At 70.6% G+C, this 15,185-nt stretch carries 17 protein-coding genes and 1 pseudogene; 6 read left to right on the top strand and 12 right to left on the bottom strand.

Annotation, left to right across the window (positions count from 1 at the left end):
* Positions 1-9 precede the first annotated feature (9 nt).
* On the bottom strand, positions 10-708 hold the full coding sequence (locus tag ACPPVT_RS20330; protein WP_426563494.1) for a hypothetical protein: 699 nt from the start codon (positions 706-708) through the stop codon (positions 10-12).
* A 70-nt stretch (positions 709-778) separates the two neighbouring features.
* Here ACPPVT_RS20330 and ACPPVT_RS20325 point away from each other — a divergent pair, with 70 nt between their 5' ends.
* Both ACPPVT_RS20325 and ACPPVT_RS20320 read left to right on the top strand, forming a co-directional pair.
* A complete protein-coding gene (locus ACPPVT_RS20325; protein ID WP_426563492.1) occupies positions 779-1,480 on the top strand; it encodes a class I SAM-dependent methyltransferase in 702 nt (233 codons plus the stop codon).
* Positions 1,477-1,974, top strand: coding sequence for a GNAT family N-acetyltransferase (locus tag ACPPVT_RS20320; protein ID WP_426563490.1), 498 nt, complete (start codon positions 1,477-1,479; stop codon positions 1,972-1,974). Before ACPPVT_RS20325 ends, ACPPVT_RS20320 begins: the two co-directional genes overlap by 4 nt.
* Here the strand turns inward: ACPPVT_RS20320 and ACPPVT_RS20315 are convergent.
* Positions 1,971-3,848: a putative bifunctional diguanylate cyclase/phosphodiesterase gene (locus ACPPVT_RS20315; protein ID WP_426563488.1), complete on the bottom strand. Its 1,878-nt coding sequence runs from the start codon at positions 3,846-3,848 to the stop codon at positions 1,971-1,973. The two genes, ACPPVT_RS20320 and ACPPVT_RS20315, sit on opposite strands and share 4 nt — an antisense overlap.
* A gap of 327 nt (positions 3,849-4,175) precedes the next feature.
* Between ACPPVT_RS20315 and ACPPVT_RS20310 the strand changes: the two genes are divergently transcribed.
* Entirely contained in the window at positions 4,176-4,670 is a 495-nt protein-coding gene (locus ACPPVT_RS20310; protein ID WP_426563486.1) for an Lrp/AsnC family transcriptional regulator, read from the top strand.
* Positions 4,671-4,708: 38 nt separating this feature from the next.
* Positions 4,709-4,810 (top strand): annotated as a pseudogene (locus ACPPVT_RS20305) (DUF4229 domain-containing protein); the annotation flags it as partial.
* 165 nt (positions 4,811-4,975) lie between these two features.
* Here the strand turns inward: ACPPVT_RS20305 and ACPPVT_RS20300 are convergent.
* The 8 genes from ACPPVT_RS20300 to ACPPVT_RS20265 all read right to left on the bottom strand — a co-directional run bounded on the left by ACPPVT_RS20300 (position 4,976) and on the right by ACPPVT_RS20265 (position 10,644).
* Positions 4,976-5,848 (bottom strand): 1,4-dihydroxy-2-naphthoate polyprenyltransferase, encoded by an 873-nt coding sequence (locus ACPPVT_RS20300; RefSeq protein WP_426563484.1) that lies wholly within the window; start codon positions 5,846-5,848, stop codon positions 4,976-4,978.
* An 81-nt stretch (positions 5,849-5,929) separates the two neighbouring features.
* Positions 5,930-6,244 carry a putative quinol monooxygenase gene (locus ACPPVT_RS20295; protein WP_426563482.1) on the bottom strand — a complete coding sequence of 105 codons (315 nt, stop codon included), beginning with the start codon at positions 6,242-6,244 and terminating at the stop codon, positions 5,930-5,932.
* 56 nt (positions 6,245-6,300) lie between these two features.
* Positions 6,301-7,482 carry an o-succinylbenzoate--CoA ligase gene (menE, locus tag ACPPVT_RS20290; protein WP_426563481.1) on the bottom strand — a complete coding sequence of 394 codons (1,182 nt, stop codon included), beginning with the start codon at positions 7,480-7,482 and terminating at the stop codon, positions 6,301-6,303.
* Positions 7,483-7,491: 9 nt separating this feature from the next.
* Positions 7,492-7,881, bottom strand: a complete 390-nt coding sequence (locus ACPPVT_RS20285) for a cupin domain-containing protein (RefSeq protein WP_426563479.1) — start codon at positions 7,879-7,881, stop codon at positions 7,492-7,494.
* Positions 7,882-7,895: 14 nt separating this feature from the next.
* A complete protein-coding gene (locus tag ACPPVT_RS20280) occupies positions 7,896-8,381 on the bottom strand; it encodes a GNAT family N-acetyltransferase (protein WP_426563477.1) in 486 nt (161 codons plus the stop codon).
* 103 nt (positions 8,382-8,484) lie between these two features.
* A complete protein-coding gene (locus tag ACPPVT_RS20275) occupies positions 8,485-9,261 on the bottom strand; it encodes a hypothetical protein (RefSeq protein WP_426563475.1) in 777 nt (258 codons plus the stop codon).
* Positions 9,262-9,312: 51 nt separating this feature from the next.
* The gene (locus tag ACPPVT_RS20270; protein WP_426563473.1) at positions 9,313-9,573 is read right to left on the bottom strand and encodes a hypothetical protein; all 261 of its coding nucleotides are present in this window, start codon (positions 9,571-9,573) and stop codon (positions 9,313-9,315) included.
* Positions 9,574-9,705: 132 nt separating this feature from the next.
* A complete protein-coding gene (locus ACPPVT_RS20265; protein ID WP_426563471.1) occupies positions 9,706-10,644 on the bottom strand; it encodes a 1,4-dihydroxy-2-naphthoyl-CoA synthase in 939 nt (312 codons plus the stop codon).
* Positions 10,645-10,668: 24 nt separating this feature from the next.
* On the opposite strand from ACPPVT_RS20265, the gene ACPPVT_RS20260 reads away from it, so the two are divergent.
* Positions 10,669-11,667 (top strand): o-succinylbenzoate synthase, encoded by a 999-nt coding sequence (locus ACPPVT_RS20260; RefSeq protein ID WP_426567219.1) that lies wholly within the window; start codon positions 10,669-10,671, stop codon positions 11,665-11,667.
* On the opposite strand, the gene ACPPVT_RS20255 is transcribed toward ACPPVT_RS20260, so the two are convergent.
* Positions 11,664-12,143 carry a VOC family protein gene (locus tag ACPPVT_RS20255; protein WP_426567218.1) on the bottom strand — a complete coding sequence of 160 codons (480 nt, stop codon included), beginning with the start codon at positions 12,141-12,143 and terminating at the stop codon, positions 11,664-11,666. The genes ACPPVT_RS20260 and ACPPVT_RS20255 overlap by 4 nt on opposite strands.
* A 100-nt stretch (positions 12,144-12,243) precedes the next feature.
* Here ACPPVT_RS20255 and menD point away from each other — a divergent pair, with 100 nt between their 5' ends.
* Positions 12,244-13,941, top strand: coding sequence for a 2-succinyl-5-enolpyruvyl-6-hydroxy-3-cyclohexene-1-carboxylic-acid synthase (gene menD / locus ACPPVT_RS20250; protein ID WP_426563469.1), 1,698 nt, complete (start codon positions 12,244-12,246; stop codon positions 13,939-13,941).
* 115 nt (positions 13,942-14,056) lie between these two features.
* Here the strand turns inward: menD and ACPPVT_RS20245 are convergent, their stop codons facing one another.
* Positions 14,057-15,163: a WD40/YVTN/BNR-like repeat-containing protein gene (locus ACPPVT_RS20245; protein ID WP_426563467.1), complete on the bottom strand. Its 1,107-nt coding sequence runs from the start codon at positions 15,161-15,163 to the stop codon at positions 14,057-14,059.
* Positions 15,164-15,185: the final 22 nt, after the last annotated feature.

The raw sequence follows: 15,185 nt of genomic DNA, 5'->3' as shown, positions 1-15,185 counted from the left end.
CCTTTCGGCCTACTGCCGGGGAAGCGTGACGAGATACGCCATGGCAAAGACAAGCAGCGCCACGGCGAGACCGTTCGCGCCGAGCCGGACTGGACGTTGGCGGAACCGCTGACCTGCGGCAATCAGGAACAGCACCAACGCGAAGAGGACAGTGAGCCGCACGTAGTCGTCGGCGTGGTGGCCGGCTTCGGTGCCGTCAACGAAGGACTGTGCGGCCTCGGCATTGAGCGTGTCGGCCTTCGCAAGGTTCGGGTTCTGATACCCCGGCATGTAGGCGGGGCCGGGTGGCGCTGACGGATCGTTCAACGGGTCGGTCTGCAGCCACTCGTTGAAGGCAGCGTGATAGTCGGGAGTGAACCGACGCTCGAAAGTCGTTGCCAGCTGCGGATTGTGCAACGCGCGGGCCTGCAGCCAGCCAGTGAACATCGCCGAGTCCGCAACGAGCTCCTGGCCGCCAGTCGTCGAGGCGGCGCTGGCCTCGAACCGTTGCGACGTGGATTCTCCATAGAGCAGGGCCTGACGGCCGTCCCACCCTGATGCCTGGAAACCGCTCCATGCTGTGGCGATCGCGGCAACCGCGAGCGCGAGAACCTCCAGGACCTCAGCGATGCGTTCCCAGCGATGCTTAGGACCCTCGGCCTCCTCACGCTCTGAGAGTTGGTGAGCGATCTCAACGTTGTGGCTCTCTGTCAATCCGGACTCCTTCATGGGGTCCCCGAGGGACCGCAAACCACGATACGGGGAACCCGGTCGGGCGTCGGCGAGCGGCTGCGGGGCAATGGCGTTGCCAGATCGGGTTACCGTGTCACCCGTGGCTGATGCCTGGCTCTCCGATACCCGCTCGTCGTACGACACCGACGCCAGCGGGTACGCCGAGAAGGTGCGTGGACTGCTCAGTGGCAGGCCTTACCTCCGGGCGAGCCTGGCGTTGTTCGCCGAGTTGGTGCACGGTGCCGGAGGTGGGCCAGTCGCCGATGTGGGCTGCGGACCGGGGTACATCACCGGCTACCTCCACGACGCCGGAGTGGACGTGTTCGGCATAGACCTTTCGCCCGAGATGATCGCCATCGCGCGGCGTGACTATCCAGAGCTACGCTTCGAGGTCGGGACGATGACTGACCTCGACCTGGCGGACGACTCGGTGGTCGGCATACTCGCGTTCTGGTCCGTGATCCACGTGCCCGATCACGCCGTCCCCGGCGTGTTCGACGAGTTCCGTCGAGTGTTGCGGCCAGAGGGTCTCTTGATGGTGGGCTTTCACGTCGGTGACGAGACACGACATACGTCGCAGGGTTACACGGGTCGTTCAATCAACGTTGACAGTCACCATCGTCCGCCGAGCAAGGTCAGGGGTTGGCTTCGCGACGCGGGGTTCGCGATTGAGGCCGAACTGGTCATCGGGCCAGACGAGCAGGTCCCGGGAGCGGTCATCTTTGCGCGCAGCAGATCGAGCGAGGCGACTGGCAGACTGACTGCATGAGCGTGATGGTCCGGGCTGCGAGCCCGCAGGAGTACGACGTGATCGGCGACCTCACGGCGCGCGCGTACCTGGCGGACGGCCTGATCCCACAAGGCTCGGACTATCAGGACACGTTGCGCAAGGCGGCTGACCGGGCCCAGCACAGCGAGCTGCTGGTGGCGTGGGACGACGAGGCGGGGCAGGTCCTGGGCACCGTGTCCTTCGTCCGGGCCGGGTCGGCCTACGCGGACGTCGCGCGCGAGGGCGAGGCGGAGTTCCGGATGCTGGCGGTCGACCCTGCAGCGCGTGGCCTCGGCCTGGGGCGGGTGCTCGTCGAGGAGTGCGTTGCGCGGGCGAGGGCCGCAGGCGCCCGGCGGCTGGTGCTGTCCACCCGCTCGATGATGACGCCGGCGGTGGGGCTGTACGAGTCGATGGGCTTCGTCCGTCGGCCGGAGCGGGACTGGGAGCCGATGGCCGGGGTGCTGCTGATGACCTACGAGTTGGAGCTCGGCTAGCCGGTGCGGGTCAGGGCTCGCAGGGACTCCACGAAGTCCGCCGCGCTGGTCGGTCGACCCAGGTGCCAGCCCTGCCCGGCGTGCACGCCGAGCTCGGAAAGCGCCAGCAGCTGCTGCTCGGTCTCGATGCCCTCCGCGATGCACTCCATGCCGAACGACCCGGCCAGGCCGACCACGGTGCGCGCGATGGTGTCGTCGTCGTGCAGGTTGGCCACGAACTCGCGGTCGATCTTGAGCACCTGCAGCGGTAGCCGCGCCAGGTAGGCCAGCGACGAGAATCCAGTGCCGAAGTCGTCCACCGCGACCGTGATTCCCTTGTGCCGCAGCTCCTGCATGGTCTCGCGGGTGCGCTCCACGTCGCCGACGACGTCGCGTTCGGTGATCTCCAGGGTCAGCGCGCCCGGCGACAGGCCGGCGCCACTGACGATGCCGGCAAGCTCGTCCGGCAGCCCGGGGGAGAGCAGGTCGGCGGCGCTGATGTTGATCGCGATGCTGCCGATCTCGGTGTAGCCGTCGCGGTGCCAGGCGGACAGTGCCTGCATGGACTGGCGGGCGATCACCACGGCCAGCTCGCGACCGAGGCCGAGCTCCTCCGCCAGCGGCACGAAGCGCAGCGGGGTGACGAACCGGCCGCCCAGCTCCCAGCGGGCCAGCGCCTCGGCGCCGATCGCGCGGCCGGTGGCGAGGCTCACGACGGGCTGGAAGACGGCGGTGATGGCGTCGGCTCTGCGGCTCGGGCCGAGGTCGGCGCCCAGCGCGATGGCCTCACGCAGCTGCTGCTCGACCGCGAGGTTGGCGGCGACGTCCTCGCTCATGGCCGAGTCGAACGCGACGGCCCGCCCGCGCCCGCCGCGCTTGGCGGCGTACATGGCGGCGTCGGCGCAGCGAAGCAGGTCGCTGCGCTCCTCGATCCCGTTGCCGGTCGTGGCGACACCGACGGAGACCCCGATCCGGTAGGGCGCGCCGCCGACCTCCACCGGCTGGTCGAAGAGCTCCACCAGCCGCTCGGCCGCCAGCTGGGCCTGCGCGGGGGTGGCGCGGGTCAGCACCACGGCGAACTCGTCGCCGCCGAGCCGGGCGGCGCGCTGGTCGTCGTCCAGGGTGTTGATCAGGCGGTCGCCGACCTCGCGGAGCAGCCGGTCACCGGCCAGGTGGCCGAGGGTCTCGTTGACGTTCTTGAACCGGTCCATGTCGAGCAGCAGCAATGCCACCTCGTGGTCCGGCTCGTCGGTGCGGGCGTGCAGCGCGACGTCCAGGAACAGGTCCAGCGACGTGCGGTTCGGCATACCGGTCAGCGCGTCGTGCGTCGTGGCGTGGTGCAGCTCGCGCTCGGCGGCCTCGGCTGCGACCTGACGGCGGCGGGCGTCGTCCCGGGCGGACCGGTACTCGGTGCCCGCACGGGCCACGAGGACGCCGATGCCGGCCAGCAGCAGGCAGCGCAGCGCCCAGCCGGTCAACGTGACCCCGGTGGTGGCGGTGCCGACGAGGTACTGGCTGAGCACCGCCCCGGCCAGCGTGAAGGCCATCGTCGTGCCCAACGCCACCAGCAGCAGCGGGTAGACCGCGACGATGGCGTACCACCACTGCAGGACGTGCGGGACAAGTGCGTGGTCGACCAGGGGCAGCGTGTACGCGGTGCCGGCCAGCATGCAGGCCCGGACGAGCAGGGCCGTGTCGCCGCGCCAGCCGAGTAGGCCGGCGAGGCCCAGCACCGCAGGGATGAGCGTCAGCAGCATGGTCAGCGGGCCAGCGCCGACCGTGGCGCACGAGACGACGCCGACCGCGGACAGCAGCAACGGGACGACCGGCTCGAGCATCTCGTTGGTGCCCCTGGCCGCGCCGTCCGAACCGGACTGCCCGGGTTCCAGACTCACATGGTCCCTATCGGCCGGTGCTGACCCGGCCTGACAGTTCGCCGTCAGCGCGAGAGCCTGCGAAGCAGGCGTCCGAGGTTCATCCGACGCTCGTCCGTGGTGCTGGGCTGAGCGAAGCTGGTGAGCTCGTTGATGTAGGCGCGGGCGTACTCCGGGGTAACCATGATGTCCTTCTCGGGCTGGGGTCGGCTGACCCTGTGATGTGATGGCAGGTGTAGCCATCTGCGGATGATCATAACAAGGATTTGCTGTGAGACAGACCAAATCCAAGGTGATCTGGCATCATTGGCATCGAAAGTGCGCGACCGCATGGGATGGAGGCACGAGATGGACGGCGTGGATCGTCAGCTGGTCGGCGCTTTGCGCGCGAACGGCCGGGCTAGCTGGGCCGAGCTGGGCCGGCTGGTCGGGATGTCCGGGCCGAGCGTGCAGGAGCGGGTACGCCGGCTCGAGGAGCAGGGCGTGATCATCGGCTACCAGGCGGTGGTCAGCGCGCCAGCGTTCGGCCTCTCGGTCAGTGCTCTGGTCGATCTCTACGAAGGCGACGACGTGGACGGCGACGTCGTCGACCAGCTTCGCGACATCGTCGAGGTCGAGGACTGCTGGTACGTCGCCGGTGACGAGAACTTCGTGGTCAAGGTCCGTGCGGCGGACGTCGCCGGGCTGGAGTCGGTGGTGGCCAAGCTGCGCAAGGTGCGCGGCATCTCGCGGACCCGCACGACCGTCGTCCTGGCCACGAACTGGGAGGGGCGCACGCTGCCCCCGGTGGTCGACCCCGAGCCAGCCGCCGCGGCGCCGTCCGGTTCGACCTCCGTAGGCTGACCCGGGTGACCTTCGCTCGCTACACCCTGCTGCGCTTCATGCTGCTGTTCGCCGTGCTGATCGTGCTCTGGTTGGTGGGCGCTCGCGGGTTCTGGCTGATCGTGCTCGCACTGGTGATCTCGGTGCCGCTGTCGTACTTCGTGCTGAAGGGGCCGCGGCTGGCGATGACCCAGCAGCTCGCCGACCGGATGGCGAGCCGTGCCGCCGGGTCCGCTGACCCGGACGCCGATGCCGAGGACGCCGAGGCCGAGGACGCCGAGGCCGAGGATGCGGAGGACGCCGAGGCCGAGGGCGCGGCCATCGGCTCAGCCGAAGGCGAGGGCCAGCGCGATCAGAACGCCGAAGGCGAGCTCGGCGCGCCCGGTGTCGCGCAGGGCGGGGATGAGCTGCCGGCCGACCCCACCACCGACGACGGCCCGGACGGCGGGCAGCAAGAGCACCGCTGACGCCAGCGTCACCAGCACCCACGGCTGGTGCCAGGCAAGCGCGACGACCAGCAGGTAGGGCACCGTCACCAACGTCAGGTACAGCGCGCGGGCACCGCGGTCGCCCAGCCGCACGGCCAGCGTCCGCTTCCCGGCGACCCGGTCGGTCGGGATGTCCCGCAGGTTGTTCGCGACCAGCAGCGCACAGGCGAGGCAGCCGACGGCGACGGCCACCGCGAGCGCCGTCCAGGACAGCGCGCCGGCCTGCGTCCAGGTCGTGCCCAGGACGGCGATCAGGCCGAAGAAGACGAAGACGAACGCCTCGCCGAGGCCGAGGTAGCCGTACGGGTGCGAGCCGCCGGTGTAGAACCAGGCGGCCAGCACGGCGGCCGCGCCGACCGGGAGCAGCCACCACGAGCGAGACACCAGGACCAGGGCAAGGCCGGCCACCGCGGCCACCCCGAACGCGATGAACGCGGCGCGCTTGACGCTCGCCGGTGCGGCGACCCCCGAGCCGGTGAGCCGCAAGGGGCCGACCCGCTCGTCATCAGTGCCGCGGATCCCATCGGAGTAGTCGTTGGCGTAGTTCACCGCCACCTGCAAGGCGAGCGCCACGACCAGCGCGAGCAGTGCCCGCCAGGGCATGACAGCGTCCAGGTCGGCGGCGACGCCGGTGCCGGCGACGACCGGTGCGACCGCCGCCGGCAGGGTGCGCGGGCGTGCGCCTTCGATCCACTGAGCTCGGGTTGCCACGCCCGGAATCCTCTCGTGCCGCCTCCCGTGGTCGGAAGGTGGGCTCCGGTCGAGCGGTCGAGCGGTCGAGCTCGTCGTGAGTCAGTCGATCTGTGCCTCGTAGCGGACGTCGAGGTTGTGGAAGGTCGGCGGGCCGTCGCACAGGGCGGCCATCTTCGAGGCGAAGTCACCGGTCTCGGGTCGTTGCGAGTTCTCCATCGCCGCCTCGTAGGACTCGAACTCCACGATGTTGAGGAAGCGGCCCGGATCGTCCCGGTCGGCCACCACGTGGATCTTCGTCGGGCTGGAGCCCGAGGCCCCGGCTGCGGTGCGGCTGTCCTCGAACTCCTGCGCCAGTGCCTGGAGCTCGTCCCACCGTGAGCTGCGGAACTCGATGATCTGGATGAAGCCCGCCATGTCGTCCTCCTCGGTCGGCCCTGCGGATCCGACGGTCCTCCGCGGCCGGGTCGCGGTCAACGGGACAAAGCGGCCTCTGCGAGCCGGGTGGCCGCGCGCCTGTCCGGTTTGCCCAGCGCGGTCGTCGGCAGAGACTCGACCTGGACGACTTCGCGAGGCGCCGCAGCCGCGCCGAGTCGGGTGGACACGCTGTGCCGCAACGCTTCCAGGCTGGGGACGGGCTCGGCGACGACGAGGACGACGAGCCGCTGGCCCCATTCGGCGTCCGGCACGCCGACGACCAGGCACTCGTTGACGCCGAGCAGCTCCGCGAGGACCGCCTCGACGGCCTGCGGTGAGACCTTGACGCCGCCGGTGACCAGTACGTCGTCCGCGCGGCCGAGCACGGTGAGCCGTTCGCCGAGCAGCTCGCCGAGGTCGCTCGTGCTGAACCAGCGTGTCCCGCCGGACTGCTCGAACTGTGGCGCGCCGGGGGCCAACCGGTAACCGAGGGCCACGACCGGGCCGCCCAGCCGGATGCGGTCGTCGACCTTCACCTGCACGCCGTCCAGCGGAAGGCCGTCGTAGACGCACCCGCCGCAGGTCTCGCTCATCCCGTAGGTGGTCACCACCGTGACGCCGGCCGCCCGGGCGCCGTCCAGCAGTGCGGGCGTGGCGGCGGCGCCGCCGAGCAGGACCGCGTCGAACGCCGTCAGGGCGCGCAGAGCGCGGCCGCCGTCGGCCAGCATCCGGACCAGCTGGGTGGGCACCAGCGCCGTGTACGTGCGGCCGGTGCGGTCGGCCAGATCGGTTGCGGCAGAGGCGAAAGCGTCGAGGTCGAAACCATCCCGCAGGTCCAGCACCGCCGGTACCGTGCCGGCGTGCACCGAGCGCAGCAGCACCTGGACGCCCGCCACGTGCTGGGTGGGCAGGGCCAGCAGCCAGCTGCCCGGGCCGCCGAGGCGGTCGTGGGTGGCGCGGGCTGACGCGCGCAGCGCGGACGCCTGCAGCAGGGCACCTTTGGGTGGTCCGGTCGAGCCGGACGTCGCGATGACCAACGCGGTCGGGTCGTCCGGATCGTCCTCGCCGTCGAGCAGCGCAGTGCCGGCTGCGAGCTCGTGGCGGGCCCGCTCGGCGGCGGCGTCGCCCGCGGTCGGCAGCAGGGCATCGCCGGAGCCGTCCAGTGCGGCGCGTAGCAGCTGCGTCGCGTCGTCCAGCGGTAGTGCAGACAGGTCGATGGCAGCGATCTTGCGGGGCACTCGGCCAGCCTAGGTGGCCGGCCCGTCGACGTTCACCGTCGGCGCTCCGGTCCCGCAGCGCACCACGACGGCCAGGCTCGGCTTGTCGCCCGGGTTCGACTCGCGGTGCACGGCGTACGCGGGCACGTGCAGGAAGTCCCCCGCCTGCCCCTCGACCGTGTGTGCACCGCCCAGCCCGGACTCCAACCGCATGCTGCCCTGGACGACGTACAGCGTGGTCTCGTGCGCGCCGTGGTGGTGCCAGCCGGACACCGCGCCGGGCGCGGTGTCCACCGTGCCGCTCCACATCCCTTCGACGTCCAGCCCGACCTGACGGCTCATCCCCGGAGTCGGGTCGCCGGGGCGCAGGGCATCGGCCGGGACGTGGGTGCAGGGTCGGCTGCTGGCGTCGTCATGCACCCGTCCACTGTGCCTCAACGAGCCTCGCCGGGGTAGGAGCCGAGGTGCAGCGGCTTGTGCAGCACGCTCATCTCCTGCCCGTCGCTGGTCGTGAAGGTCTCCTGAAGCGTCCATCCGCAGTGCTGGTAGAACTCGAGCGCGAGGTCCGTGCCGACCCAGGCTTCGGCGATCCCGCGCTCGGCGGCCCAACGCTCCAGGTGCCGCATCAAGGCCCGCCCGATCCCTTCGCCCCGCCGATCGCGGCGCACGATCATGCCGGTGACCCACGGGGTGGTGTCGTGGCGCTCGTCCAGGTCGTAGGTGTCCAGCCCGACGGCGCCCAGCACCTCGTCCCCGTCGTGGGCGACGAACGTCACCGGAAGTCGCTCACGGCCGGCCTCGCGGATCGTCGTCTCGAGCCACCAGGCTGGGTCCGTCGGCTCGGGTGGATGCCCCCACTCCTGCCACCGCATGTCGGCCACGGCCTGCGCCGAGCCGAGGTCGTCCGCCAGCAGGCTCACCGTCACATGCACTGGTCCGCCGCCTTGTCGAGATGCCAGGGGAACGTACGAAGGGTCCGGTGCTTGTTGGCCCTCGGACCCTGCGCCTTCGCGAATGGCCATCTCACTCCTCGCCGAGTTCGAGGATCGCGCTCGCTACGTCGGACGGGAACAGAGTTGACCAGATGATCTCGCCCGCCTCTGGGGTCATCTCCGCCAGAGCGGAAGGCTCTGGCTGCCAGTCGGCCGGGGCGATGCCCGGGACGCAGTCGAGAAGTAACGCAAAGACGTCGGGGTCAGGCACACCCTCCGCGATGATCGCTAGGTACGCCTCGTGGCCGTTCTCCGCGCGAACGAGCGCCTTCAGCCGGTGCTTTCGGAATTCGGCGACGGCGAGATGCCCCGTCTTGAGCGACGACGCGATCAGTCCGATGACCATCCGCCTCAGCTCGCGCCGCCATGCAACTGCCTGTTCCGCCGCGAGACGCTTCCAGTCCCACTCATGGGGGAGCAGGTGATCAGTCGAGATCGCCTTGCCCGTGGTGCACTCCCTCTGAGGGCAGGCATAGAAGTCCCGGTGTCGGCTGTCAGCCTGCCGGCGACCTGCGGCTCCGATCCACCAGCCACCGCGACTCGCAGGAGCCCACTCGGGGCGTTCCCCGGAGCGCAGCTCAGTCACGGTTGCTCGGTGGTCGCCCGTCTTGACCTTGAACCAAACGCGATCGGTCAGAGCAACGACTCGCTCCACGCCCCCCGCATCCCGCTGCTCAGGAACCGTCTGGGCGCTGATGACGATCGGATCGTCGATCTCGTCCAGGGGATGACCGAGATCCGGCAGCTTGGATCCGAGGTCGTCAAGACTCCGCCTTGTCGGGCGCACATGAATCGGGTCTGAGGCCATCCGGTGAATCTAAGGGTCAGGTCCGACGGGCAGGTGCCATGCAGAGCGGGTCTACTTCGGCAGACCGCCGAGGCCTTCAAGTTCCTCGGCGCTCAGGCCGGTCATCTTCGAGACGGCCGCACCATCGGTGCCGTCGAGCTGCCCGAGAGCGGCCTTGATGCCCACGTTGATCTCCGCGCGGTGGGCGTCGATGTACTCGCGTACGGCGGAATCGACGATGTCCTTCTTCGAGCGCGACATGAAGTGAGCAGCGTGAGACACCAGCTCATCGGTGGCGGCGTCGACCTTGATCGGCGCAGTTGCGGCAGCCATGCCAACTTCTCCTCTTGGTCGCCTCGGCCCGAACTTGGGTACCAAAGTACCATGAGGTACCTTGTGCCGACCACCCGACTGAGTCTTAAGTGGAGCCAATACGTCTCGGCTGACCTCGGGCAAAGCTCGAGATCAGAAGTACCAGGGGAAGGGCGACCAGTCGGGATCGCGCTTCTGCAGGAAGGCGTCCCGGCCCTCGGCCGCCTCGTCGGTCATGTACGCCAGCCGCGTCGCCTCACCCGCGAACACCTGCTGGCCGACCATCCCGTCGTCGGTCAGGTTGAACGCGAACTTCAGCATCCGCTGCGCCGTCGGCGACTTGCCGTTGATCTCGCGCGCCCACTGCAGCGCAACGGTTTCCAGCTCGGCGTGGTCGGCTACCTCGTTGACCGCACCCATCCGCTGCATGGCCTCGGCGTCGTAGCTGCGGCCGAGGAAGAAGATCTCGCGGGCGTTCTTCTGGCCGACCATCTTGGCCAGGTACGCGCTGCCGTAGCCGCCGTCGAACGAGCCGACGTCGGCGTCCGTCTGCTTGAACCGGGCGTGCTCGCGACTGGCGATGGTCAGGTCGCAGATCACGTGCAGGCTGTGACCGCCACCGGCGGCCCAGCCCGGGACGACGGCGATGACGACCTTGGGCATGGTGCGGATCAGCCGCTGCACCTCGAGGATGTGCAGCCGACCACCGGCCGCCTTCACCCGGGCCTCGTCCACGGTGTCGGCGGTCTCGCCGTCCGCGTACTGGTAGCCGCTGCGGCCGCGGATCCGCTGGTCGCCGCCGCTGCAGAACGCCCACCCGCCGTCCTTCTCGCTCGGTCCGTTGCCGGTGAGCAGCACGCAGCCGACGTCGGGAGTCATCCGGGCGTGGTCCAGCGCGCGGTACAGCTCGTCAACGGTGTGCGGCCGGAACGCGTTGCGTACCTCGGGTCGGTCGAAGGCGATCCGCACCGTGCCGATGTCCTGGCCCGCCAGGTCGACCGCCCGGTGGTACGTGATGTCGGTGAACTCGAAGCCCGGCACCTCGCGCCACGCCGACGGGTCGAAGATCTCACTCACTCGCTCGCTGCTCACATCCGCGAGGATAGGCGGGTGCCCATCGAGCCACTGCCCCACCTCGACGACCTGTTGTCGCGCGTCCATCTCGTCAGCCTGCTGATGCGGGTGCGGTTCCGTGGGGTGAGCGTGCGTGAGGCGCTGTTGCTGGAAGGCCCGCACGGGTGGGGGGAGTTCTCGCCGTTCCTGGAGTACGCCGACGACGAGGCGGCACGCTGGCTTAGTTCGGCCATCGCGGCCGGGTGGCAGCAGGGACCCACGCCGGTGCGCGACGAGGTGCCGGTGAACGCGACCGTGCCAGCCGTCGTCCCCTCGCAGGTGGCCGACGTCCTTGCCCGCTTCGACGGGTGCCGGACGGCGAAGGTCAAGGTGGCCGAGGCCGGCCAGACGCTCGCGGACGACGTCGCGCGGGTCGCCGAGGTCCGTGCGCTGATGGGTCCGGACGCGCGGATCCGGGTGGACGCCAACGGAGCCTGGTCGGTGGACGACGCGGTGCAGGCCCTCGCGGCCCTCGCGCCGTACGACCTGGAGTACGCCGAGCAGCCGTGCGCGACGCTCGAGGAGCTCGGTGCTGCTCGGGTTGCGTTGGCCCGGGCCGGGATCGACGTGCTGGTGGCCGCGGACGAGAGCATCCGCAAGGCCGAGGACCCGCTGGCCGTGGCCGCTGCCGGCAGCGCCGATGTCGTGGTGGTGAAGGTCGCGCCGCTCGGTGGGGTGGCGGCCGCGTTGGAGGTGGCGTCGGCGTGCGGGCTGCCCGTCGTCGTCTCGTCCGCCCTGGACACTTCCGTGGGTATCGCCAGCGGCGTGGCGCTCGCGGCTGCGTTGCCCTCGCTGCCGTTCGCCTGTGGGCTGGGCACCGTCGGGCTCTTCGAACGGGACGTCGCGAGTCTCGCGCTGCGGCCGGCGGGCGGGGTGCTGTCGGTAGCTGCCGCGCGGGCGGTCGAGCCGGACCGGCTGGCCGAGTGCGCGGCATCTCCTGACCGACGCGACTGGTGGCTCGCCCGGCTTGCCCGCTGCTACGAGGTGCTGCGGGGCGTCTAAACCTCGCCGTCGGCGGCGCGCTGTAGGGCCGCCAGGTCGAGCTTCACCATGCCGAGCATCGCCTTTGTTGCTCTGGCCGCCCGCTCGGGGTCGGGATCGGCGAACAGCGAGGCGAAGCCCTTCGGCACCACCTGCCAGGACAGGCCGAACCTGTCCTTGAGCCAGCCGCACTGCGACTCGACGCCACCGTCGGCCAACAGTGCGTCCCAGAAGTAGTCGACTTCGTCCTGGTCATCGCAGGTGACCATGAAGGAGACCGCCTCGGAGAAGGCGAACATCGGGCCGCCGTTGATACCAGTGAACCGCTGGCCGTCGAGCTCGAAGTCGACGGTGACGATGGTGCCGGGTTCGCCAGGTCCGGCCTCGTTGAATCGCTGCATGCTGACGATGCGCGAGTTCTTGAAGACCGAGACGTAGAAGTTCGCGGCCTCCTCGGCTTGCGAGTCGAACCAGAGGTTCGGGGTGATCTTCTGCAGCATGGCGCAGGTCCCTTCGCTGACGAGGCTGGTCCAGGGTAGACCGGCAGCGGGGCGCCAACTCATCGTCAGCCGGGTGGATGGTGGCAGGATCGCCCGCGTGAACCCTGCCACCTGCTGCGCCGCCGTGCTGGTCGACGAGCTCGTCCGGCATAGTGTCCGGGAGGCGGTGCTGTGCCCGGGCTCGCGGTCCGCGCCACTGGCCTTCGCACTGCAGGCCGCGGACGCCGCCGGTCGCCTGCGGCTGCACGTGCGCACCGACGAGCGCACCGCCGCCTTCCTCGCGCTCGGTCTCGCCAAGGCCAGCGGTCACGCCGTCCCGGTCGTCACCACGTCCGGAACGGCGGTGGCCAGCCTGCACCCTGCGGTGCTGGAAGCCGCCCACTCCGGCATCCCGTTGCTGCTGCTCACCGCGGACCGGCCGCCTGAGCTGCGCGGGACAGGCGCCAACCAGACCACGCAGCAGGTCGGCATCTTCCGCGACGTCGTGCGCTGGCAGCACGACCTCGCGACTCCCGACGAACGGATCGGGCAGGTCGCCGTCTGGCGGGCCACTGCCTCTCGGGCGGTGATCGCGGCGCAGGGCGACCGCGATGGCACACCCGGCCCCGTCCACCTGAACCTTCCGTTCCGTGAGCCGCTGGTCCCGGACGCCGCCGCGCCAGAAGTCGCGGCGGACGGGCGGCCGGACGGCGCACCCTGGACGTCGGCGAGGCTGCAGTCCGTTGCGGCAGAACCGATCGAGGACGACGGCCGCCGCACGCTGGTGCTGGTCGGCGATCTCCCGCTCGCCGGTCCGGACTGGGGGAGCGCGGCCGCCGAGGTCGCGCGGGCGCGTGGCTGGCCAGTGGTCGCCGAACCGTCCAGTGGTGGCGCGCGGACGAGCAGCATCCCGCACGGGTCGCTGTTGCTCGGATCCGCGGACTGGATGTCCAGGCACCGGCCCGAGCGGGTCGTCGTCGTCGGTCGTCCGACCTTGACCCGCGCGGTGTCCCGGCTGCTCGCCCAGCCCCACGTGGACGTCGACCTGGTGGCGGCCGCGGGTCCGTGGCCGGACCCGGCTAGTCGAGTGCGCAGCGTGCTGCCGATGGCCTCGCTCCAGCCTGTGACCGGCCGACACCACCGCGACTCGAAGTGGTTACGAGCCTGGCAGGACGCCGGAGCCGCTGTCGCACAGGCGGTTTCGCCGGTCATCGAACAGAGCTGGCCGAGTGGTCTCGGGGTCGCGAAGACCATGCTCGCCCGGCTCGACGCCTCGGCGCAGCTGTTCGTCGGGTCGTCGAACCCGGTCCGCGACCTTGACCTGGCCGGCGTCACCAGCGGGCCGCGGGTCGTGGCCAGCCGCGGGCTGGCCGGTATCGACGGTTGCGTGTCGACGTCGATCGGGCTCGCCCTGGCCTCGCCCGCACCCACCTACGCGCTGCTGGGCGACCTGACGTTTCTGCACGACGTGACCGGACTGGTCGTCGGCCCACAGGAGCCGCAGCCGGACCTGACGATCGTCGTGGTCAACGACGACGGCGGCGGGATCTTCGCCACCCTCGAGCCGGGCGCCCCGGCCCACGCCGACGCGTTCGACCGGGTCTTCGGGACCCCGCACGGTGCGGACCTCGCAGGTTTCTGCGAGGGCGCCGGCGTCGAGCACGTCACAGCCGACAGCGCGGAAGAGCTCGCCGCCGAGGTCGGTGCCTGGCCGACCGGGCTGCGGGTGGTCGAGGTGCGTATCGACCGCAGCGCGCACCGGCGTCTGCGCGAGCAGCTCGCCGAGACCACCGTGCAGGCCTTGTCTCGCCTCTAGTGCCTAACGCGCCCGGTCGTTGATCACGTTAAGTGGTCGAAGACCTGCTTAACCATGGGTAGAACCCACGTTAAGCGGGCCTACCACCACCTAACGTGGTCAACTTCGGCCGACCTCAGTGGTGGGCGGCGGAGCCGCGCAGCACGGCGACGCGGCCGGCCTCACCGGAGGCCCAGCACGCGCCGTCCTTCGTGCACTCGACGCTGTCCAGGCTGCTGGTGTCGAAGGTGCGCCAGTGCCGTCCGCCGTCCAGGGACACGTCCGAACCGGTCGGCCCCACGGCGACCACCGAGTTCCGGCTGTGCGTCAGCCAGGACGAGCCCGAGCGGTAGCCACCGAGGTCGCCGCCCGGCCAGAAGCGCCGACCCCCGTCCCAGGACCGCGCCGAGAAGTCGGTGCCGATGGTTGGGTCGTCCAGGGTGCCGCCCACTGCGACCAGGTCGTCCGTACCGCGCACCGCGAGCGAGAAGATGCCAGCGGCCGGGTCGCTGGGAATGGTCGTGGTGGCGGCCTTCCAGGTCAGCCCGTGGTCGTGGGTGCGCAGCACCCGGCTCTGTGCGCCGCCGCCAGTTGCGATCCAGGCGTCCTTCGTGCCGGCCGTGACCAGGCAGGTTCCGCTGGCCGCGAAGGCGAACTCGCCGTCCAGCGCCGGCGGCATGCCGCTCGGATCGACGACCGACCAGGACCGCCCGCCGTTGCGGGTCGACAGCACCCGGAACTTGCCGTCCACCGGGTCGCTCATCGCGAGCCCGTGCCGGTCGTCCCAGAAGCTCATGCAGTCGTAGAACGCGGCCGGGTCGTCGTTGGTGAAGCCCAGGTGCCAGCTGTGGCCGCCGTCCGACGTCCGGTAGATCCGGGAGTCACCGCCCTCGCCGATGGACAGGATCACCGCGCGGTGCGCGTCGAACGCCTCGATGTCGCGGAACTGCAGCGCGCCGGTGTCGCCGCCGGGGGACACGTCGTCCCAGGTGCGCCCGCCGTCGTCGGTGCGCAGCACGGTGCCGAGGGTGCCGGACACCCAGGCCACGTCGTGGTTGACCGGCGCCAGGCCGCGCAACCGGGCGGTCGACCCGGTGGGCAGATCCTTCCACTGCAGGTGGTTGCCGTGCTCGTGCTGGGGCGAGGCAGCGGCAGTCTCGGCCGACAGCAGCGGAGCGGGGACGGCGAGCGCCGAGGCGGTGGCGACGACGGTCAGCGGACGCAAGACATTCCGGGCGGTCATGGGACGGCAACGTACCTCGATG

This window comes from Angustibacter sp. McL0619, assembly GCF_049994355.1.
Taxonomy (GTDB): Bacteria; Actinomycetota; Actinomycetes; order Actinomycetales; family Angustibacteraceae; genus Angustibacter.
The sequence above is the reverse complement of the archived record's forward strand: the minus strand, read 5'-3'. Positions and strand labels throughout refer to the sequence as shown.

Bases quoted from the DNA above. Each gene is read 5' to 3' on its own strand.
- ACPPVT_RS20330 (WP_426563494.1), bottom strand. From the start codon at position 708: ATGAAGGAGTCCGGATTGACAGAGAGCCACAACGTTGAGATCGCTCAC.
- ACPPVT_RS20245 (WP_426563467.1), bottom strand. From the start codon at position 15,163: ATGACCGCCCGGAATGTCTTGCGTCCGCTGACCGTCGTCGCCACCGCC.
- ACPPVT_RS20275 (WP_426563475.1), bottom strand. From the start codon at position 9,261: ATGGCCTCAGACCCGATTCATGTGCGCCCGACAAGGCGGAGTCTTGAC.
- ACPPVT_RS20325 (WP_426563492.1), top strand. From the start codon at position 779: ATGGCGTTGCCAGATCGGGTTACCGTGTCACCCGTGGCTGATGCCTGG.
- ACPPVT_RS20310 (WP_426563486.1), top strand. From the start codon at position 4,176: ATGGACGGCGTGGATCGTCAGCTGGTCGGCGCTTTGCGCGCGAACGGC.
- ACPPVT_RS20270 (WP_426563473.1), bottom strand. From the start codon at position 9,573: ATGGCTGCCGCAACTGCGCCGATCAAGGTCGACGCCGCCACCGATGAG.
- ACPPVT_RS20320 (WP_426563490.1), top strand. From the start codon at position 1,477: ATGAGCGTGATGGTCCGGGCTGCGAGCCCGCAGGAGTACGACGTGATC.
- ACPPVT_RS20295 (WP_426563482.1), bottom strand. From the start codon at position 6,244: ATGGCGGGCTTCATCCAGATCATCGAGTTCCGCAGCTCACGGTGGGAC.